The following is an 18217-nucleotide window of genomic DNA, read 5'->3' as shown; positions in this document are numbered from 1 at the left end:
TTCCTGATCGCAAGATCACCTACCCCCCATTACTTCTTCAGACCCAAAAGGTGGATCGTGAAAACCAGGGTGGTATTAGGCGGTATGGCGGGTCGTCCCTGGGGACCATAGGCCAGATGCCCCGGAACCACGATCTTCCACGTGGACCCGACTGGCATGAGGACCAAGGCCTCCTTGAGGCCCGCTATGAGACCGCTCAAGGGCAGGATCGCGGGCTTGCCGGTCTTCTCGTTCGTGGCAAACAGGCGACCATTGATGAAGCGGCCCCAATAGTCGGCCTTGATTGTCTGGCTCAAGGTCGGGCGCGCCCCGTGCCCCTCGGCCAACACCTTGTACTCGACGCCACCCAGCAGGGTCTTCACACCCGGCTCTTTGGCGAACTTCGCGCGGAACGCCCGGCCAGCGGCCTGCTCGCGCGCACCCAAGGCCTTGAGCATGGCGATGTTGTGCGCCTGCATTTCTTTCTGGAACTTGGCCACCGTCGCCGCCATCTGCGCCGGCGACAACAAGGGCTTGGCGCCCTTCAAGGCATCGTTGATGGCACGGGTAAAAATCGGCGCTTCTACGGGGACACCGTTATTGCGCAAATTCTCGCCGAACTGATAGCCAAGGCTATAGCTCAGCTGAGCCTTGGGCGAGAGCCCTTTGGCCATGACCGGGGCCGCCAACAGGCAGCCAATAGCCGCCAGCGCGGCGTACCTCTTATGCATGTGAGCTCCTAGTCGTCAGTGGGGAAGCGTGAGGGACATCCGCTCGAGCATTGTAGAGCGAAGCACGGCGGGCCCCGATTTCCGTCAAGTCTACCGGGGTCCGCCGTAAAACGATAGGGCGGGGCGCTACCGCCCGCTTCGGGCAAGCTACTTGCCTGCGCCCTTCTTCGAAGTGGTGGCGGACGCAAGCCCGATATCGGCGGACTTGGCCTTGTTGAAACGCTCGCCAATGTCTTTCCAGTTCCAGACGTTCCAGATCGCTTCGAAGAACTTGGCTTTTTCATTCTGATACTGAAGATAATAAGCGTGTTCCCAGGCGTCGAGAACCATGAGCGGAATGCCGCCCGGCGTCATCTCGGACTGATGGTCGTGGATCTCGGTCGTAATGAGGCGTTGGCCGGCCGGGTCCCAGACGAGGGCCGCCCATCCGGACCCCATCGTGGTCATGGCGGCGTTCACGAACTGACCCTTGAGTCCCTCGAAGGACCCGAAGTCGCGGTCGATGGCACGCGCCAACTCACCTTCGGGCTTGCCCCCGCCGTTGGGCGACAGGTTCTTCCAGAAAAGCGAATGCAGAATATGGCCGGAGAGATTGAAGGCGAGCGCATGCTCGAGCGCCGCGACGCGCGCGAAGTTCTTGGTCTCCTGCGCCTCTTTCAGGCCTTCCAAGGCCTGGTTGGCACCATTCACGTACGCGAGATGGTGCTTGCCATGATGCAGTTCCAAGATCTTGCCCGAGATATGGGGCTCGAGGGCGCTGTAATCGTAATCGAGTTCAGGCAATACGTACTTTTCCAAGGTCTTTCTCCTAGTCGTTTACCACGAATGAATGAACCGGACAGGCGCAAGATACAAGGGCCCGGGCCACCTACAATCCGTCCCGGCCGACGCCGGTCCCGACGATCCGCGATCGGCCGAGATCGCAAGCACGCGGGCGGGCGGGACGACAAAGCATCGCTCGCCCCAACTCCGCGTGCTCCAGCCCTTTGGTGGGGGTGCAGGCCCGAACTTTCAAGAGGACGATAGAAAATGGACCTGATAGTCCCGTCCGTCGGTGCTCCTCGTCAGATCACCAGCACGGAACGGGTAGAGACCGCGCGGGCGGTCGTTGAAATAGAGCTTCAACGTCTCGCGGACTGCCGGGAAGGCGATCTCGTCCCACGGGATCTGCGTCTCAGGAAAGAGCGCGACCTCGAGGCTCTCGGGGCCGGGGCCAAAATCGAGATCGCGCAGTCGGGCGCGGAACATGAGGTAGACTTGGCTTATATGCGGCAGATTGAACAAAGTGTAGAGGCCGTCGATCTCCACGCGCGCCTGCGCCTCCTCCCAGGTCTCGCGCGCCGCCGCCTCGCTGGTCGTCTCCTCATTCTCCATGAATCCGGCGGGGAGCGTCCATAGGCCGCGACGGGGTTCTATGGCACGTCGGCACAGTAATACCTGCCCCTCCCAGAGAGGCAGGCAGCCGGCCACGACCTTGGGGTTCTCGTAGTGGATGGAGGAACAGTGATCGCAGACATCGCGCGGCCGCGTGTCCCCCTCCGGGATCCGGCGGCTCAAGCCCCTACCGCAGTTACGACAAAAGATCATACTGCGATTGTAGCGCCAGTAGGCCCCAAGCGTGTAGCGGACCCATGACGCGCCTCGTATCCGACCAAGCCGGTGATGCTTGACGAGGGAGGGCTGGGGGCGTAGCGTTCGTGTATGAATGACACCAAGCCTTCCGCCCCGATCGCGGCAGCCGTTGCACTTTTTACGATACGCGAAAGGCTGGAGTTTCTGCGACTGGAAGGGGAACAGGGACGGATCCCGAGCGCCCCCCTCAAGGAAGGCGAGACCTTGGAGGCCTGCGCCCGCCGCGCCCTGTGGGAAACAGCAGGCATCGAGGATGTGTTCCTCGAGCAGCTCTACACCTTTGACGGCGGACTGGGCGATCCGCGCGCGATCGTCGCCTATTACGCGCTGGCCCCGCATGATCGGCTGCGCATCGGGCGCATCGGGGTCGACTGGGTCGATCCGACCCCCGCACCCACCTTGATCGAAGAACACCGGGTCATCGTGGAGCGTGCGTGCGAGCGGCTCGCGGGCAAGCTTGAGTACGCCCCAATCGCCTATCAGTTTCTGGCTGAGCGCTTCACGCTCGGAGAACTCCAGACCGTCTATGAGATCATCGGGCGCCAGACGCTCGATAAACGCAACTTCCGCCGGCGCATCCGCGCATCCTGGGATCTCGTCGAAACCCACGATGCGCGGCGCGAGGGGTCTCACCGCCCCGCCCGGCTCTATCGCTTACGCGATGCGAGGCTTCCTTGGGGGAGATGACGATGCCGACGAATACCAGCGCACTACCCATGCGCCCCACGGATCGCAACGGGGCCATCGCGGAGCTCGACCGCGCGCGCAGGATCCAGCGCATCAAGAAGCTGCTTGTCGAGCAGGATGCCGTGCTGGTCGCACACTATTACACGGACGCTGACCTGCAGGCGCTTGCCGAGGACACGGGCGGTTATGTCTCCGACTCCCTGGACATGGCGCGCTTCGGTCATGAGCACAAGGCCCGCACCCTGGTAGTGGCCGGCGTGCGATTCATGGGTGAAACGGCCAAGATATTGAATCCCGAAAAACGCGTCCTCATGCCAACCCTCGAGGCGACCTGCTCACTCGACGAGGGCTGCCCGGCGGATGCGTTCAGCGCCTTCTGTGACGCGCACCCCGACCGCACCGTGGTCGTCTACGCGAACACGAGCGCGGAGGTTAAGGCGCGCGCCGACTGGGTCGTAACATCAAGCATCGCGTTGCGTCTCGCCCGTTATCTGAAGAGCCGGGGAGAGAAGATACTATGGGCGCCGGACCGTCACCTCGGCGACTATGTGCGGCGTGAAAGCGGAGCGGACATGCTGCTCTGGCAGGGCGCGTGCGTCGTCCACGAGGAATTCCGTGCGCAGGCGCTCGTCGATCTGAAGCAAAGATATCCGGACGCGGATGTCCTTGCGCATCCGGAATCGCCGGAGGCCGTGATCGCGCTGGCCGACATGGTCGGCTCCACGACCGCGATGATCGAGGCGGCCAGGACGAGATCCGCGCGGCGCTTCATCGTCGCCACCGATAACGGCATCCTGTACAAAATGCGCCAGGCCGCGCCCGGCAAAGAGTTCCTGGAGGCGCCCACCGGCGGTCGCGGGGCGACCTGCAAATCGTGCGCACATTGCCCCTGGATGGCCATGAACTCCTTAGCCTCGCTCGAGGCCGCCCTCGCCACGGGTGGTCCCGAGATCCACATAGAAGAATCAATCCGCCGCCGCGCGCTCGAGCCGGTCTTGCGCATGCTGGAGTTCGCTGCTTCCGAGAAGGCTGAAGTGCTGGGACTTGGTAACGCGTAGCCGGACCGTTCGGCCCTCCCAAGATCACTGCCGGCCCCCTTATGCTGGGGGTATGACCCTCAAGGCTGACCGCAAGTCTCTTACCCGCACTGTGGGGCACCTGGGCTCCTGGGGCCTCCTGAAGCGCGTTGCCATCGGCGCGAGCGAGAATGGGCTGACGGGCTACAGCGCCCAGCTCGCCTATTATTTCTTCCTGTCGCTCTTCCCATTCATGCTGTTTCTTACGACGATGCTTGCCTATCTGCCCACACACCATCGCACACATACAGTGCTGAGCGTACTCGGCAAGATTCTGCCCACTCAAGCCTTGGCGCTCGTGAAGAGCAATTTAGAGGGCCTACTCCATCAACACCAAAACGGGCTCCTCTCCTTTGGGGTAGTGTTTGCGCTCTATTCTGCAAGCAGCGCCATAACGGCAATCAGCGCGGGCATGAATCGGGCCTACGGCGTGCGCGAGGAGCGGCCTTATTGGCGCGTGTTCCTGATGGCCGTGCTTCTCGTATTCGCGCTCGCGCTCGTGCTCATGATCGCGGTCGCCATCTTCTTCTTCGGCCCGCTCGCAGCCAAGGCCCTCGCCCACCGCCTCGGGTTCGATCTGCTCCCGTTTGTTCTCGATATCATTCGCTGGCCCATCTTGCTGCTTGCCGTAATCCTGGCCGCGGCGCTTTTGTATTACTTCACGCCCAACGTGCGCCAGGAGTGGCGCTGGCTCACGCCGGGATCGCTGTTCGCGGTCTTCGGATGGATCGCAACGTCGCTACTTTTTGCGTTCTATGTCAACCACTTCGGCTCGTACAACAGGACCTACGGTTCGATCGGCGCGGTGATCGTACTGATGACCTGGATGTATCTCGATGGCCTCGTCCTGCTCATCGGCGGCCAGATCAATTCCGTCATCAAGCACGCTGGGGAGGGGATCGATAAAAAAACCGAGGCCCCGACCGATACGCGGGGCCCGGCACCGAATACACACACACACCAAGCACTCAGGCGCTAAGGCCTGTCCGTGAGCAAGGTTTCGATACGCACACGCGCCTCGTGCGCCATGGGGAGCGTCGCCAAGGCGTGCGCGGCCCGCAATGCCAGGCCCTGGCGAAATCCGGAATCGCACGCCGCTGACTCGACAAGATTCTCGCAAGCGCCCACATAATCGTCGCGCGCCACGGCCGTCGCTGCCGCCCGGAACAAAACCTCGGCCTCCGAGGCCGGAGGGGGCACGGTGTCGCCTTCGAGCGCCGTGACAAGCAAGGCCAGGTGGGCATGCAGCAGGGCGATCTCGCCCTGCGCGCGCCCCTGTGGCGGCAGAGCCTCCAGCAGCGTGAAGGCTTCGCGTGGCCGCTTATCGAGAACGAGAAGCCTTGCCACCCGCAAGGCCGCCTCCGGGTCCTCGGGGCGCTCCAAGGCCGCCTGCGCCGCCAGACGCGCCGCCTGCGCGATCTCCCCGCGGACATAAGCGCCCGCGACCGCATCAGAGCGTGGCGCATACTTCCCGAAGAAACCCCGCAGCTCCGGTTCCGACTGCACCCCTTGGAGGCTATCGACCTCCGCGCCGCCACGGAAGACCTTGACGAGCGGCAGGGCACGAACCCCGAGCCGCGTGGCAAGCTCGCCATATTCGTCGGTGTTGAGCATCACAAGCAGCACGCGACCGCCGTACTCCTGAGCGACCCGCACTAGGCGCGGCATCAGCACCAGACAAGGCCCGGCGCGTGGTGACCAGAAATTGACCACGACCGGGCCGCGCCGCGAGTTCTCAAGCACGAGCCGCGGAAAGTTTTCCGCGCTGCCGTCGACGATGTAGGAAAGGACACCCATGGCCTCAGGGTATACTTTTCCTAATCCCTATGAAATTGGCCCCGGTATGAAGGCCGTAGGCGTACTCGAAGCGCACGCCGCCCACACGCATGCCAAGCCCCGCGCCCATGGTCCGCATCACGTCATTATGGGGCAAGGTGACGATATCGCCTTCACGGCAGCCGTGTTTGAACGACTGACAAGCGCCCAGATCAGGCTTCAGGACGAGCGCCTGCCCGAGCGCGCTCAAGGCGCTGCCACCGGCCGCACCAGCGTGCGCCCTCATGGGCCGCGTGGGTGGCGTATTCAGTAAATACAGGAGCGATTGCTGCTTCGGCGTAAAAATCGGTGCCACCTGGAGGTAGGTCGAGTACCCCCGATCCAGTCGGGCACCGGCCATTGCGGGCCATGCGATCATGAGCGCGAGAACAAGGCTCGCGGCCTGTAAGGCCGCAGGGTGCATCCGGAGAGAGGTCATCTGCATGGTGGGATCAACATGGGTCTTGTCCGGGCGAATTTCAAACACCGAGACCTGCGCGCGATTATAACACAGATCGCAGGACACTCACTCTCCGGCCGGCCGCCGGGCATGCGGACGGGGCGCCCCACAATCTTTCCTTGGGCGGCCGCGAAGACGCGACTGCCATACAGCTGGCCGTGCCGCACGAGCTCCACGGAGAATGCACGGGGGTCAACCGTCACGAACGAGCCAAAACCCGTTCAAGCCCTCCAGGCGCGCCATGGAGATATCCGGCCAAGATATCCGTAGGCGCGCTCGCCGTGCAAGCCGCGCGCAGGACACTATTTCGCTCCCAATATATTGAAGGGCCGAAGGAAAACGTCTTTCGGGCCGGGCCGCTTCAGGCTAAACTTGCGCGATGCAAGAGCCTGCACGCGACACAACCGGGAACCCCCTGCCCCTAACGGAGAAGGCCTATAAGGCCCTATCTCTGGAAGACCGTCTAAGCCTTGCCTTGCAGGAGCGCTTGAACCCAGAGGAGCGCACACTCATAGTCCAGCGCGAACAGTGGATGCAGGTGCGCTGCTACTTCGCGCGGCGCGCCGACCTCACGCCCAGCGAGATTGCGGCCTTCCTCGGGGATCAGGACCATGTGATCCGCCTCTGTATCGCCAAGCGTCCTGACCTCACGCCGACACAGGCCGCACGCTGCGCCGCCGATCGCGACCCCAACGTCCGCTACTTCATCGCGCGCAATCCCGCCCTCCCGCAAGGGCTGCGCGAGGCGCTCAAAGAAGACCCCGATCCCCTGGTGCGTCGCGCCGCCGCCAAGGGACCGCGCGCGCCCCGCATTGCGGCGCGACCGGGACAGGCCGCACTCATCCGCTCCTGACCCACCAAACCCGCTCAAGCGGGCGCGCTTCTGACCCAGTAGCACGGTTTATGGGCGCGCTTCGCCCACCCAAGAGGGCGGGTGTCCCGCGCCCCCTTAATCCGCCGCACATCACGCCGGGACCGAAAAACGGCCCCGGCCCTATCGGTCATCGCGTCAATGTCCGCGATCCTCGTGATCTCGCCGATTGCGCCCGCGGGGATGCGGAAAGGGGCGCATGTGACGCGCGGGCGGCGGACCGTAAAGCGGGGGGCCCGGACGCCGCACCCCGGGACCGCGGACGGGACGGCGATCCTCGGGACGGCGCATCGCCCCAAGCGGGGGCCCGCGGCGATCAAGCCTTTGCTCGCGCTGATGGTAAAACGTCTGCACCCCGGGGCCGCGGACGGGACGGCGATCCTCGGGACGGCGCATCGCCCCAAGCGGGAGCCCGCGGCGATCAAGCCTTTGCTCGCGCTGATGGTAAAACGCCCGCATCCCGGGGCGGCGGTCCGGGTGGCGCTCGTAGAATTGAACGACATGCGCGCGCCAGACGGGGTAGCTGCGCATATAGACACGGTGCCGATACCACCAGCGCGGATGGTGGATGGCATACCAGCGGGCGAAATGCCCGCGCCACCACAGAAAATAGGGACGGTAGCGAACAAGGGGCGGAGGCGGACCGTACACGAGCAGGGGCGGCAAATAGACGGTCCCGACCACCGGCGCCCACGGGCCGCCATAGTCGTTTGCATACACCCAGGCCCCATCGGTCCAGCGGTAATACACCCCATCATCTTCATACACGTAGACGCCGTAGGCCGACTGGTAATAGGCGGCAACGCCGTCATCGAAGGTAAACGCCGCCTGCGGCGCCCCGACCACGACGGCCCCCGAGTACCCGTAACGTCCGGGTGGCATGACACATCCGCTCAGCAAGAGCAGGGCCCCGATCGTCATGGCCCATAGCCTCATCCAACGCCCCATAGAACCCCCTTATCACCGCACGATGGCACCATCGAACGCCGACTCCACTCTATGCGCGCCCCATACGCCACGCAAAACCGTTCGTCGCGAACCCCTACCCGCCGGACGCCCCACAATGTGCGCCCTATCATTCCACGACTGCCGCGTGAAAGTCCAAAATACCTTGCAATGCCGATCGGCCGGACCTTGCGGGACCGCAGACGAAAGAGAAGTCCGGATCCACACCCCTTGAACGCAAGGCGGCCCTATACTCAGAGACACACGATGTCACAAGGAGGCCTCATGCCCACGACCAGCTGCCATCCGCTAGCCCCCCACCGCAAGCTGCGCATCCCCGACTGGTATGTCTCGACTTTGATGTTGGATCGTACGGTCGACGCCATCCTCAAACGCGTCACACTACGGCGCGATTGCGACATCCCCTATCTCGCGGGCTACAGCCAGGATGGGCGTACGATCTACATCGACCGTCACCTGCCGCGAACCTTCACGGACAAGGGACGGACTGTGGAGGTCGATCGCTACCTCATCCTGCACGAGGCCGTCGAAAAGGCCCTGATCGACGAACTCGACCTACACTACCTTCACGCCCATCAGATCGCGACCCGGGCGGAGGAATCGGCGGTCCGCGCCGACCGCATCTCATGGCGCGCCTATGACCGCTTCATGCAACAGTATGTGAAGACCGTGGGCGACGAACGCCTCCAACATGTGCCTGCGGATCTCGACCTCAAGCCCTATCGGGACGAGCATGACCGCGACCTCATAGCGCGCATGGAAAAGGCCGAACGGCCCGGAAGCGGCACGCGGCCGCGCAAGCCCTAAGCCGCGATCGGCCGAGGAGACCCACAGCCGGCCTCTGAGGGCTCGCATCCCCATGGCTTTGGGATGCATCAAACGCGTGCGGTCATCTGTGTCGCGATCCTGCGCAACCCGCGCGGCCCCAGGAGGCGCGGGCCCCGTCGTTTGCGGGGCGCATCCAGGGAGAGACTTTCGCGACCCCTCACGCTACCGTGCCGACGCGGCTCAACGCCACATCATCATGACCGAAGGTCGGGCCTACCCCTTTTGAGATACGCTGGGGCCGCGGTCCCCACGCCCCATGATTTCGCACCGTCTACCGGCCCACACAAGGGGTCCCGGCGCTTTGTGGCTCGTAATATCCGCATAGAATTATATTAGCACTTTGAGATATATCATTACATGGGCTCGCCCCCCTCCCTAATCTCATGGCGAACGAGACTGGCCGGCCCGGGAATCTTTGCGGATCACGGACGGCCGACACACAGAGGGAGGGTATATGAAGAAGATCACGGGAAGAACGATTCCCTACACGCGCGCCTTGCACGCCGTGGCCGCCACGGCGCTCGGCCTCTTTTCCTTAAAGGCCTACGCGGTCCCAAGCTTCGCCCGCCAGACGGGACTCGCTTGCGCCGTCTGCCACGACGTGCCCCCGCAGCTCACAGCCTTCGGGCGGCAGTTCAAGTTGGACGGCTATACACTCACGACCCTAAAGCAGGTCAAGAGCGGCAAGGATCTGTCGATCAACCGTCTGCCGCCGCTATCGGCCATGGTGCAGTTGTCGATGACGACACTCACCAATGAGCCTGCGAGCAAGACGACGACTGGCACCAAGGCGCAGAACACCAACATTGAGTTCCCCCAACAGCTGAGCCTCTTCTATGCAGGCGAGGTCACGCCGCACATAGGCGCCTTCATGCAGATCACCTATGACAACGGAGGAGGAAGCTTCGGGTTCGACAATACCGACGTCCGCTACGCGCGCCAATCGATGCTGGGCGGCCAATCGGTCGCATGGGGCCTCGATGCCAACAACAATCCGGGCGTCGAGGATCTCTGGAACGACACCCCCGCATGGTCCTTCCCGTGGGGCCATTCCAACATCGCCCCGGCGCCGAACGGCGCAACTTCGACCTTGGTCAACGAGGGGCTCGCGCAGCAGGTGGCGGGCTTTGGGGAATACTCGATGTGGAACAACGCCTGGTACGAAGACCTCACGGTCTACCGGAGCGTGCTCCAGCAAGGGACGAAACCCACCAACCCGACGACCAATAGTGGCGCTGAAAACCAGATCATAAATGGCGTCGCCCCGTACTGGCGCTTGGCCTGGCAGCATAGCTTCGGCAACAACTACCTCGAGGTCGGGACTTTCGGTATGCACGCGGATTTCCTGGGCGGTGAATTCGGCACGGGCGTGCCCGGCGTCTCCGACCAATACACCGATGTTGCGGTCGACAGCCAGTTCGACCACCACTTCGGCAACGATCTGCTGACGCTCTACGCAAGCCTAGTCCACGAGCGCCAAGATCTGGCCTCAAGCCACACGGCCGATCCCGCGATCGCAAGCCACCAGAACCTGAACAATCTGCGCTTCACCGGCACCTACCAGTTCGGCCTGCACTACCAGGTGGGCGAGAGCTTCTTTACAAACAATGGCACATCCGATCAGGCCTGGTACCAAACGCCGAGCGGCAACGGCAGCCCAGCCTCGACGGGCTTTGAGACACGGCTGACCTATCTGCCCTGGGAGAACACCCAGTTCACGCTGCAGTACACCGCCTACAGCAAGTTCGACGGCCAGACCGCGGGCGCCTCGCGCAGCAACAGTCTCTACATCCTGGCCTGGTTCCTCTGGTAACCGACTCCTGTCGTCAGTTGAGGGGGCGCAAGCCCCCTTCTTTTTTGGCACCTTCCCCCCACCGCGAATGCTGGGGGTTCCTGCGCCCAAAAACCTCTTGAAGCTCTCTGCGTCACTTCCGTAGGTTTCCTGCCGCGCACCACCATCGCGACCCGCTCACCTCAGAGGCCTCACTGCGAGCCCTACGACCTCTGTGCCACCTGCCGTGCGGGCGGGTTCCGATCACGCATGGCCGCCTGTGCCCAAGCCGCGGCGCACAGCTGAACCCCTCCGCCAAGCCCCAGGGCCCAAAAAAGGCCTGGAGATCCGCCTCCCGCCGCCGTAAAGACCGCCCCCAGTATAGCGACACCTAGGGTGCCGCCAATCATGCGCGCGACATTGATGAGGGAGGCGGCGGTCCCGGAACGCGCCTGCGAAACGGCCCCCACCGCGGCCCCCATGAGCGGTCCTGTGGCAAACCCCATGCCGAGGCCCGCAAGGACCAGACCGATCTCGGTTTCAGGCAGCGAGGCGCTATGCGCAGTCAGGCTGATCTCCAGGAGACCGCAACCTATCACCGCCACACCGCCGGCCGCCGCCACGCGCTGCCCAAATCGCGCGGTGAGCGCCCCAGAAAGCGGCGACACCAGCGTGAAAACGAGCGCCATGGGCATCAAGGCTAGTCCGGCGCCCATGGGCGTGAGCGCGCCTTCCGTGATCCAGAAGAGCGGCATCAGGAAGATGGCCCCATACATGCCGAAGGTCATGCCGGCCGTGGCCGTAAGCGCGCCACGGAATAATCGAGCGCGCATGAGGTCGAGCGGCACGAGCGCCGCGGCACCCCGATGTCGCTCGATGCGCAGAAAAAGAGCCAAGGCCAGTCCCGCGCCCACGATAAGTGCCGCCGCAACGGGCGTCTGCCGCCAGGCAATGGCGGCCGCGACAAGCCCGGCGAGCGCGAGCGCCCCGAAGATCTGGCCCCCGGCATCGAAGTGACGATCCTTGGGATCGGACGACTCCGGCAGGGCGCGTGGCGCAAGGAGCAAAGTGGCAATCGCCACCGGCGCCACCACAAGAAAGATGCTGCGCCAACCGAAATGACCGATCAAAAACCCGCCCAGGGCCGGCCCGACAACGAAGGCAAGCCCATTGCAGGCCGCCCAGATGCCGAGGGCCCGGCCCCGGGAGACGGGGTCCGTCCATACCACGCGCACGGTGGCAAGCGAGGCCGGCAACAATAAGGCGGCGCCGGCCCCGGCCAGGGCGCGGGCGGCGACCAGGAACAGCAGGGAAGGCGCAAACGTAGACAGAAATGACGTTACGGCAAAAACGGCCGCCCCCACCATAAAGACCCGCCGACGCCCGTAGAGGTCGGCCAACAGACCACCTGTGAGAAGCAGGATCGCATAGACAAGATTGTAGCCATCGACGACCCACTGCAGGGAAGCTATGCCAGCATGAAAATAGTGCCCTATAGGGCGCACCGCCAGATTCACCACGGAGGTGTCGATCTGCGCGATCAGCACCGCCATGCAGAGCGTGGCGAGCGTAAGTCGCGTGGCGCGCGGCGGAGCGTTGTGCGCCACGTCATAAGGCGCGGTCGCCAAAGAATCGATCTTTTCCACGATGTTCACATCCCAAAGCGGGGCGGGTGCGGCTTTACTCCACGGGGGCGCCCGCCGTTGTGGGCCCCCAGGCGCCGCGCGCCCGTTATTCCCGTTATTACGTTGGGTTTATCAGCCGGGCGTCATGGCCGCCGCATGCTGGGCGGCAAGCTGCGTATCGCGGGCGTTCACATCGATGAAGCTCTTGCGTTTCGTGATGCGCGCCACATAGCTGCTTATGGCCGCGTTTGGCGGCAATAGGCCAAAACGTATGCTCCAGTCGAGCGCCACGCCCCAGAGGATGTCGGCGGCAGTCAGGGTGTCACCGAGCAGGTAGGGGCCCGTGGCGATCTGGTCTGCCAGGACCTGGAACATGGAGTCGAACTCCCCGTAGGGCGAAGTCTTCAAGGGCGCCGGCTCCCGCTTCAGGGCGCGATCGATCAGCGCGGGCTCGTAGCAACTGCCGTAATAGGCGATCCAGCGCAAATAGGGGCCACGACGCGGATCATGGACCGGCGGCGCAAGCCCGGCCTGCGGAAAACGGTCGGCCAGGTAAATGAAAATCGCCACCTGCTCTGTAATAATCGCATCGCCGTCCTTGATCGTCGGCACCTTTCCGAGCGGATTAATCTTCAGATACTCCGCCTGACGCTGTTCGCCGGCCTGCATGTTCAGAACCCTGAGTTCGTACGGCGCGCCCAGCTCTTCCAACAAAACGCGTGTCCCGCTCGAGCGTGTCTGCGGGGCATGAAAAAACACGACAGCCGGCTCCGTGCCCATGACCTTTCTCCTTCGCTTGTGGTGAGGCAAGGCCCGGACGATAATCCCAATACCTGTCACCTATTGTCAGGTTTGTTGGGGCCTAGTCATGCGCGCAAGCCGTCTTCTCTCGATCCTCATGGCGCTCCAAGCCCGGGGCGCCGCCACGGCACCGGCCCTCGCCGCGCAATGCGCGGTCTCGCTGCGCACAATCTACCGTGACGTAGAGGCGCTGAGCGCGCTTGGCATACCGATCTACAGCGAACGCGGATCCACCGGCGGATACCGGCTTCTGGACGGTTACCGTACGCGCCTCACGGGCCTCTCGCAGGACGAGGCGGAGGCCTTGTTCCTCACGGGCCTCCCGGGGCCCGCGCATGATCTAGGGTTCGGTCCGGCCATGGCCGCGGCGGAACTCAAGCTCTTGGCGGCCCTGCCGGCCGACCTGCGCCTGGAGGCCTCGCGGGCCCGCGGGCGCTTCCATCTCGACGTGACGGGCTGGTTTGCCGCGATGGAACACCCCGCGGCTCTGCCGCGCTTAAGCCGCGCGATCCGCGAACAATGCGCGATTCACATGCGTTACCGAAGCTGGAAGGAGGAGAGAGAGCGACGCGTGGAGCCCCTTGGCCTCGTATTGAAAAGCGGCGCCTGGTATTTGGTCGGGCGCCGTGACGGAGCCATCCGCACCTACCGTGTCGGGCGCATCCTCGAACTGTGCATTCTCGATGAACACTTCGAACCTCCGGAGAGATTTGATCTCGCCTGCTACTGGCGCGACAGCACCGAACGTCTGCAGGCGGAACTACACGCCGAGCAAGCCACGATCAGACTCTCTCCGGCCGGTGTAAGCCTGATCGGCCAGATCGCAAATCCCTATATGCGCGCCCGCATGATCGTCGATCCCACGACCGACGCCGACGGTTGGCGCCAGGCCCATCTGCCCATCGGGTCGTCGCACGGGGCCTGTCTGGAGCTCTTGCGACTCGGGGCTGAAGTCGAGGTTCTGGCACCGACTGCTCTGCGCGCCCAGATGGCCGCGACCATAGCGGCCTTGGCCCGCGTTTACGGCAGCTAAGGGGTCGCCTCCTACGTCGCTAGTGGCCACCGCCAGATGTCTCAACAACTTCGACGATCCCGGATCGTTCGAATTTGTCAGGGATCGGCAGGGCTTCCCCGGGGTAGCCACGGGGATTGCTGTATAGACGGGTCGCCCCTACCACGGTGTCGAGCGGGACATGGGTATGCCCAAACACCCAAAGCGCAGGGGCATAGCGCAGCATGAGCGCCGATAGATCGGAATAGAAGGCCGCGCCCAAAGGGCCGTTCGGGTACCGCGGATGGCGGCACAGCAGACTGGGACCGTGATGCGTAACGACGACCGTAGGGCCCGCGAAGGCGTGGGCGAGACGTGTCTCCAGGAAACGATGCGCCGCCTGATGGAGGACCAGGGCGTCATCGGGCGTAAAGAGCCTCTTCTGACGCCGTATGACCCGGTGGTCCGATATCTCCCTGCGGGCCACCTCTTGATTCACCCAGACGTCTCCCGGCCAGGCCCGATCCTCAAAAAGGGTCAGGACCAAAGCGGAAGAGGCTGGGTCCTGGTATGAGGAAGCGCCGATACAAGAGATCAAACCGACGCAACACTGTCATGGGCCATGCGGCCCACAATGTGCGTGCTGGACATTGCCGGACGAGAAGAAAAAGCTCTCGGAACGACAACAGCAATGCCCGCATTGCGGTGCCGCCTGTGGCCGCGATGAAAATGCGGCTCTGGTACTGTTGCGCTGGCTGGAAACGAAGTTGTCCGGGCGGGAACCGTCCGAGGCGTGAAGCGGTGGAAGTCTCGCCGTGATGACCGGCCGTTCGGCCGGCAATGAGCACGAAACTCGCGCCATAGCTGGATGGGCTTGCCAGGAGCAGTTCATTTCACCGATCTGTCGCTCGCGCTGGGCTCGGCGGAACCACCCTTACATCGAGTGGTGCGTTTCAAGCCATTCCTTGAGAACGACGTCTATACGCGTTTGCCATCCAGGCCCGGTGGCGCGGAACCTGCCCACCACATCCCTAGAAAGGCGTATGGTCACGCGCTCTTTGGTCGTAGACGCCGGGGGCCGCCCCATTCTCTTCAGTTGGCGAAACTCGGTATCCGTTAGCTCGTAGGTGTCGGGATCCGCAGCCACTCCCGACCGGATGGCGGATTCTGCCTTGGCTGTGGGGAGTTCAAACACCCGCCCAGACTTAGATTTGACTCGCATAGCGCTTTACCTCTCTGGCATTGGCTTTTCTAAGGCTGATGATGCGCCGTTGGTCGTCGCGATCCGTGAAAACCACGCAAAACACCCGGGCACCGATAGGCGCATAGCCGATCATACGCAGCTCGCCATAATCGCGGCGTGTGTCTGGCTGGGCCAGGAGCTCACCCCACTCCAGCTCCAACGCCAGCGCCAAGGGCACGCCGTGTTTGGCGGTGTTGAGGACGTCTTTAGCCGGATCAAACGTGATCTCCACGCCACTTATTGTATGCACAATAAGTAGGGGGCGCAAATGGCGACCACCACAGCCCTGGTACGTAGGTCATATATACCGATGAGGGCCATGGTGGTTCACTCCCCCTTCGCGTAGGCCTTTCCAGGCCCCAAAAACTTCCTCCAGAGCTCCTAGTCACGGTAACTGGCATTCGATCTACCGTACGCGCCTCACGGGCCTCTCGCAGGACGAGGCGGAGGCCTTGTTCCTCACGGGCCTCCCGGGGCCCGCGCATGATCTAGGGTTCGGTCCGGCCATGGCCGCACCCCTCAAAAAAAGAAGATCTTGCGCTCTTCTTGCCCAATACCGTCGAACGCGCATGCGCACTGAAACAGCGACGACGACGTGCGCAACGAGAAGTGGCACAGAGGCCCGCTGCTCGACCTCCTAACCCGAAACCTTCAGGGGTCCGCTCCGCGTGTTACTCCTGGGGGCAGCAGCCAAAGGTCCGCCGCGAGATCCACGCCCCGCTGCGAAATCTCCCATTGGTGACTCTCGTAATCCAGTGCCCGGTAGAGTCACTCCCCTAATGAGCGGCTGGCGACGAACCAAGGTTCTCCGCCAAGGCCTTCTCCAGGGCCTGCCCGAGAGTATTGCCCAAAAAAGCGCCGAGCGCCGTCCCGACCAAAGGAAGCATGGCACCGAACACGCCGAGGGCAGTCGCCTTCGATACAGCGCCCATTCCAACTGACCCCGTGGCCGCCTGACCCAAGCCGGCCTTCCCACCGATATCGGAGCCCACAACGAAACCGCTGCGGCGTAGTGCATTCTCAGCCTGCTCGGCTAGCCCTAAGATGACGGTCGCGCTCACGTTGAGCTTGGCGGCCACTGCGCGCAGCTGCTCCACCGTGATTGCTGTTTCACCCTTCTCAACCCGCGACCAAGTCGAACCGGCCAAACCCAGGCTCTCGGCAACTTGCGCCTGCGTAAGGCCACGCCTTCGGCGAATGAGCGCCAAAAGATGCCCAAGAACCGCATTCGATGTCGTCGCCATCCTCGGATTCTGACCAGATCCCGCACCCTCGCTCATTTCTGTGCCCCACAAAACCTGAATCTGTGCAATATATCCTATTATAGGAAGTTTGCACATTCGTATAACACTGTATATTCGCGTTACTTGCATATCCTGCAATCTTGTACTAGAGTCCTCCCAAGGAGCAACGATGGAGAGAGGAGAGGCGCGAGTCACACGACGAGACATGCCCGGGTTGTTACCGGCAGTAGGCCGCCGCTGCTCCTGGACCTCCTCAGCCACTTTGGGCAGCAGCCCTACGATCACCGCGGCGCAGTCCGACTCTACTGCCACCAAAAGGCGTGGCGCCACGCACGAGACCACTCGCAGCGCGCAAGCCCGGGCTCCATGGACTCTGGAACGCCTTTGCCGTGCTCGACGCCGGCAGCGGGACGCCCATCTCAGGCGGTCATCAATACCCGAAAATCTGCCGATCCTAACGCCGGTCTCAAATCCCCCTTGAAAACACCCAGCGGCGACAGCAGTTAACCCACACACCCGCGCGAGACTGAGACCGGCGCGCTACTCGATCCCGCTATACTCCTTACACCGAAAGGACACACTCACCATGAACTCACTCAAATGCCCCCGCTGCGAGACCCGCGATCATGTCACCGAGTATAGGACCGCGCGCGATCGCGGAAGACGCATAGGCGGCGCGCTCGGCGGCATCGTCGGGGCCGCCGGAGTGGCGACCGGGGCCCTCGACGGTGCGGCCCTGGGCGCCACAATAGGCACCGTGGTTCCCGTAGCCGGCACTACGATCGGCGCAGTAGTCGGCATAATAGGCGGCGGCATCGCGGGCTTGATGGCGGGCCAAAAGGTCGGCGAAACGGTCGGGGGGCTTTTCGACTCCGGATACCTATGCCGAAAATGCGGGTGGCACGGCTAAGCTTCGCGCCTTACCATGGTCATGGTTCTCGTTGACATATAAACGGTTGGGGGATTTATGAACGCCAGCGGTATCGAAAACTATCCGGGGCTGCAAAATATCGTGGTGGAGGTCCTAAACGAGCTGGAGGTCGACTACCGCATAGAGGATGCCGAGTACATCCACTTTCAGGTGACGGGGGACAGTGGTGCCCTGGAGTGCGAGATCCGCACCGAGGACGAAAAGGACTGGCGGAGCCTAGCGACCAGCGTCTCTTCGCCCACTTATGTACCCAGGGCGCGATTCCCGCAAGTCTCCGAATGGATCATCCGAAGAAACTTCTCACTCAAGCTCGGCGCCTACCATCTCGACCTCGACGATGGGAATATTCAATTTCGGCTCGGGGTGCTCCTCGGGGACTCCATCGCGACATCTGATATCGTGCGCTCCAATCTGCTCGCCGCCATCCATGTGATGGACAGCTCCGTCCCCGAAATCATGACGGTGGCCTTCAGTGACCGCAGCGCGCTGGATATCATCGAAGAGGCCGAGAGGCAGGACGCCGAAGGCGAAGTAGCACCGGGTACGCCATTGCAGTAACGACAGGA

21 protein-coding genes and 2 pseudogenes are annotated in these 18217 nt (G+C 63.1%); 11 read left to right on the top strand and 12 right to left on the bottom strand.

Annotated features, from left to right (window positions below; translation table 11 throughout):
- Positions 1–29: 29 nt before the first annotated feature.
- The 3 genes from ACYCTF_RS08075 to ACYCTF_RS08065 all read right to left on the bottom strand — a co-directional run bounded on the left by ACYCTF_RS08075 (position 30) and on the right by ACYCTF_RS08065 (position 2297).
- A complete protein-coding gene (locus ACYCTF_RS08075; RefSeq protein ID WP_461282625.1) occupies positions 30–710 on the bottom strand; it encodes an FKBP-type peptidyl-prolyl cis-trans isomerase N-terminal domain-containing protein in 681 nt (226 codons plus the stop codon).
- Positions 711–857: 147 nt separating this feature from the next.
- Positions 858–1508, bottom strand: coding sequence for a superoxide dismutase (locus tag ACYCTF_RS08070; RefSeq protein ID WP_461282626.1), 651 nt, complete (start codon positions 1506–1508; stop codon positions 858–860).
- 213 nt (positions 1509–1721) lie between these two features.
- Positions 1722–2297 carry an NUDIX hydrolase gene (locus ACYCTF_RS08065; protein WP_461282627.1) on the bottom strand — a complete coding sequence of 192 codons (576 nt, stop codon included), beginning with the start codon at positions 2295–2297 and terminating at the stop codon, positions 1722–1724.
- A gap of 114 nt (positions 2298–2411) precedes the next feature.
- Between ACYCTF_RS08065 and ACYCTF_RS08060 the strand changes: the two genes are divergently transcribed.
- From ACYCTF_RS08060 to ACYCTF_RS08050, 3 genes are read left to right on the top strand one after another with little or no spacing between them, the layout of a single operon-like run.
- On the top strand, positions 2412–3029 hold the full coding sequence (locus ACYCTF_RS08060) for an NUDIX hydrolase (RefSeq protein WP_461282628.1): 618 nt from the start codon (positions 2412–2414) through the stop codon (positions 3027–3029).
- A gap of 2 nt (positions 3030–3031) precedes the next feature.
- Positions 3032–4087: a quinolinate synthase NadA gene (gene nadA / locus ACYCTF_RS08055; RefSeq protein ID WP_461282629.1), complete on the top strand. Its 1056-nt coding sequence runs from the start codon at positions 3032–3034 to the stop codon at positions 4085–4087.
- 52 nt (positions 4088–4139) lie between these two features.
- A complete protein-coding gene (locus tag ACYCTF_RS08050; RefSeq protein WP_461282630.1) occupies positions 4140–5084 on the top strand; it encodes a YihY/virulence factor BrkB family protein in 945 nt (314 codons plus the stop codon).
- On the opposite strand, the gene ACYCTF_RS08045 is transcribed toward ACYCTF_RS08050, so the two are convergent.
- Both ACYCTF_RS08045 and ACYCTF_RS08040 read right to left on the bottom strand, forming a co-directional pair.
- Positions 5081–5902 (bottom strand): thioredoxin family protein, encoded by an 822-nt coding sequence (locus tag ACYCTF_RS08045; protein WP_461282631.1) that lies wholly within the window; start codon positions 5900–5902, stop codon positions 5081–5083. The two genes, ACYCTF_RS08050 and ACYCTF_RS08045, sit on opposite strands and share 4 nt — an antisense overlap.
- 4 nt (positions 5903–5906) lie before the next feature.
- The gene (locus ACYCTF_RS08040; RefSeq protein WP_461282632.1) at positions 5907–6446 is read right to left on the bottom strand and encodes a hypothetical protein; all 540 of its coding nucleotides are present in this window, start codon (positions 6444–6446) and stop codon (positions 5907–5909) included.
- Positions 6447–6759: 313 nt separating this feature from the next.
- Between ACYCTF_RS08040 and ACYCTF_RS08035 the strand changes: the two genes are divergently transcribed.
- On the top strand, positions 6760–7233 hold the full coding sequence (locus ACYCTF_RS08035; protein WP_461282633.1) for a hypothetical protein: 474 nt from the start codon (positions 6760–6762) through the stop codon (positions 7231–7233).
- A 156-nt stretch (positions 7234–7389) separates the two neighbouring features.
- On the opposite strand, the gene ACYCTF_RS08030 is transcribed toward ACYCTF_RS08035, so the two are convergent.
- Positions 7390–8199: a hypothetical protein gene (locus ACYCTF_RS08030; RefSeq protein ID WP_461284771.1), complete on the bottom strand. Its 810-nt coding sequence runs from the start codon at positions 8197–8199 to the stop codon at positions 7390–7392.
- A 282-nt stretch (positions 8200–8481) separates the two neighbouring features.
- On the opposite strand from ACYCTF_RS08030, the gene ACYCTF_RS08025 reads away from it, so the two are divergent.
- Both ACYCTF_RS08025 and ACYCTF_RS08020 read left to right on the top strand, forming a co-directional pair.
- Entirely contained in the window at positions 8482–9024 is a 543-nt protein-coding gene (locus ACYCTF_RS08025; RefSeq protein WP_461282635.1) for a hypothetical protein, read from the top strand.
- Positions 9025–9499: 475 nt separating this feature from the next.
- Positions 9500–10858, top strand: coding sequence for a hypothetical protein (locus ACYCTF_RS08020; protein ID WP_461282636.1), 1359 nt, complete (start codon positions 9500–9502; stop codon positions 10856–10858).
- Between the two features lie 182 nt (positions 10859–11040).
- On the opposite strand, the gene ACYCTF_RS08015 is transcribed toward ACYCTF_RS08020, so the two are convergent.
- Complete coding sequence (locus tag ACYCTF_RS08015) at positions 11041–12444, bottom strand: MFS transporter (RefSeq protein ID WP_461284777.1); 1404 nt, start codon at positions 12442–12444, stop codon at positions 11041–11043.
- 129 nt (positions 12445–12573) lie between these two features.
- Positions 12574–13221 carry a glutathione S-transferase family protein gene (locus ACYCTF_RS08010; protein WP_461282638.1) on the bottom strand — a complete coding sequence of 216 codons (648 nt, stop codon included), beginning with the start codon at positions 13219–13221 and terminating at the stop codon, positions 12574–12576.
- A gap of 88 nt (positions 13222–13309) precedes the next feature.
- Here ACYCTF_RS08010 and ACYCTF_RS08005 point away from each other — a divergent pair, with 88 nt between their 5' ends.
- Entirely contained in the window at positions 13310–14275 is a 966-nt protein-coding gene (locus tag ACYCTF_RS08005; protein ID WP_461282639.1) for a helix-turn-helix transcriptional regulator, read from the top strand.
- A gap of 19 nt (positions 14276–14294) precedes the next feature.
- On the opposite strand, the gene ACYCTF_RS08000 is transcribed toward ACYCTF_RS08005, so the two are convergent.
- Positions 14295–14732: a metallophosphoesterase family protein gene (locus ACYCTF_RS08000; protein WP_461282640.1), complete on the bottom strand. Its 438-nt coding sequence runs from the start codon at positions 14730–14732 to the stop codon at positions 14295–14297.
- A gap of 43 nt (positions 14733–14775) precedes the next feature.
- Here ACYCTF_RS08000 and ACYCTF_RS07995 point away from each other — a divergent pair.
- Positions 14776–15030 (top strand): annotated as a pseudogene (locus tag ACYCTF_RS07995) (zinc ribbon domain-containing protein); the annotation flags it as partial.
- A 137-nt stretch (positions 15031–15167) separates the two neighbouring features.
- Here ACYCTF_RS07995 and ACYCTF_RS07990 read toward each other — a convergent pair.
- Complete coding sequence (locus ACYCTF_RS07990; protein WP_461282641.1) at positions 15168–15455, bottom strand: BrnA antitoxin family protein; 288 nt, start codon at positions 15453–15455, stop codon at positions 15168–15170.
- Positions 15439–15708: a BrnT family toxin gene (locus ACYCTF_RS07985; RefSeq protein WP_461282642.1), complete on the bottom strand. Its 270-nt coding sequence runs from the start codon at positions 15706–15708 to the stop codon at positions 15439–15441. Before ACYCTF_RS07985 ends, ACYCTF_RS07990 begins: the two co-directional genes overlap by 17 nt.
- Before the next feature lie 175 nt (positions 15709–15883).
- Between ACYCTF_RS07985 and ACYCTF_RS07980 the strand changes: the two are divergent.
- Positions 15884–15991 (top strand): annotated as a pseudogene (locus ACYCTF_RS07980) (transcriptional regulator); the annotation flags it as partial.
- Positions 15992–16252: 261 nt separating this feature from the next.
- On the opposite strand, the gene ACYCTF_RS07975 reads toward ACYCTF_RS07980, so the two are convergent.
- Positions 16253–16720 (bottom strand): helix-turn-helix domain-containing protein, encoded by a 468-nt coding sequence (locus ACYCTF_RS07975; protein ID WP_461282643.1) that lies wholly within the window; start codon positions 16718–16720, stop codon positions 16253–16255.
- Between the two features lie 586 nt (positions 16721–17306).
- On the opposite strand from ACYCTF_RS07975, the gene ACYCTF_RS07970 reads away from it, so the two are divergent.
- Both ACYCTF_RS07970 and ACYCTF_RS07965 read left to right on the top strand, forming a co-directional pair.
- Positions 17307–17630, top strand: a complete 324-nt coding sequence (locus ACYCTF_RS07970; RefSeq protein ID WP_461282644.1) for a hypothetical protein — start codon at positions 17307–17309, stop codon at positions 17628–17630.
- Positions 17631–17687: 57 nt separating this feature from the next.
- A complete protein-coding gene (locus ACYCTF_RS07965) occupies positions 17688–18209 on the top strand; it encodes a type III secretion system chaperone family protein (RefSeq protein ID WP_461282645.1) in 522 nt (173 codons plus the stop codon).
- Positions 18210–18217: the final 8 nt, after the last annotated feature.

It is taken from the genome of Acidiferrobacter sp., assembly GCF_054609335.1.
The sequence above is the reverse complement of the archived record's forward strand: the minus strand, read 5'-3'. Positions and strand labels throughout refer to the sequence as shown.

Coding starts and splice junctions, on each gene's coding strand:
- ACYCTF_RS08075 (WP_461282625.1), bottom strand. CDS start 710: ATGCATAAGAGGTACGCCGCGCTGGCGGCTATTGGCTGCCTGTTGGCG.
- ACYCTF_RS08065 (WP_461282627.1), bottom strand. CDS start 2,297: ATGATCTTTTGTCGTAACTGCGGTAGGGGCTTGAGCCGCCGGATCCCG.
- ACYCTF_RS08060 (WP_461282628.1), top strand. CDS start 2,412: ATGAATGACACCAAGCCTTCCGCCCCGATCGCGGCAGCCGTTGCACTT.
- nadA (WP_461282629.1), top strand. CDS start 3,032: ATGCCGACGAATACCAGCGCACTACCCATGCGCCCCACGGATCGCAAC.
- ACYCTF_RS08050 (WP_461282630.1), top strand. CDS start 4,140: ATGACCCTCAAGGCTGACCGCAAGTCTCTTACCCGCACTGTGGGGCAC.
- ACYCTF_RS08045 (WP_461282631.1), bottom strand. CDS start 5,902: ATGGGTGTCCTTTCCTACATCGTCGACGGCAGCGCGGAAAACTTTCCG.
- ACYCTF_RS08035 (WP_461282633.1), top strand. CDS start 6,760: ATGCAAGAGCCTGCACGCGACACAACCGGGAACCCCCTGCCCCTAACG.
- ACYCTF_RS08030 (WP_461284771.1), bottom strand. CDS start 8,199: ATGGGGCGTTGGATGAGGCTATGGGCCATGACGATCGGGGCCCTGCTC.
- ACYCTF_RS08025 (WP_461282635.1), top strand. CDS start 8,482: ATGCCCACGACCAGCTGCCATCCGCTAGCCCCCCACCGCAAGCTGCGC.
- ACYCTF_RS08020 (WP_461282636.1), top strand. CDS start 9,500: ATGAAGAAGATCACGGGAAGAACGATTCCCTACACGCGCGCCTTGCAC.
- ACYCTF_RS08010 (WP_461282638.1), bottom strand. CDS start 13,221: ATGGGCACGGAGCCGGCTGTCGTGTTTTTTCATGCCCCGCAGACACGC.
- ACYCTF_RS08005 (WP_461282639.1), top strand. CDS start 13,310: ATGCGCGCAAGCCGTCTTCTCTCGATCCTCATGGCGCTCCAAGCCCGG.
- ACYCTF_RS07990 (WP_461282641.1), bottom strand. CDS start 15,455: ATGCGAGTCAAATCTAAGTCTGGGCGGGTGTTTGAACTCCCCACAGCC.
- ACYCTF_RS07975 (WP_461282643.1), bottom strand. CDS start 16,720: ATGGCGACGACATCGAATGCGGTTCTTGGGCATCTTTTGGCGCTCATT.
- ACYCTF_RS07970 (WP_461282644.1), top strand. CDS start 17,307: ATGAACTCACTCAAATGCCCCCGCTGCGAGACCCGCGATCATGTCACC.
- ACYCTF_RS07965 (WP_461282645.1), top strand. CDS start 17,688: ATGAACGCCAGCGGTATCGAAAACTATCCGGGGCTGCAAAATATCGTG.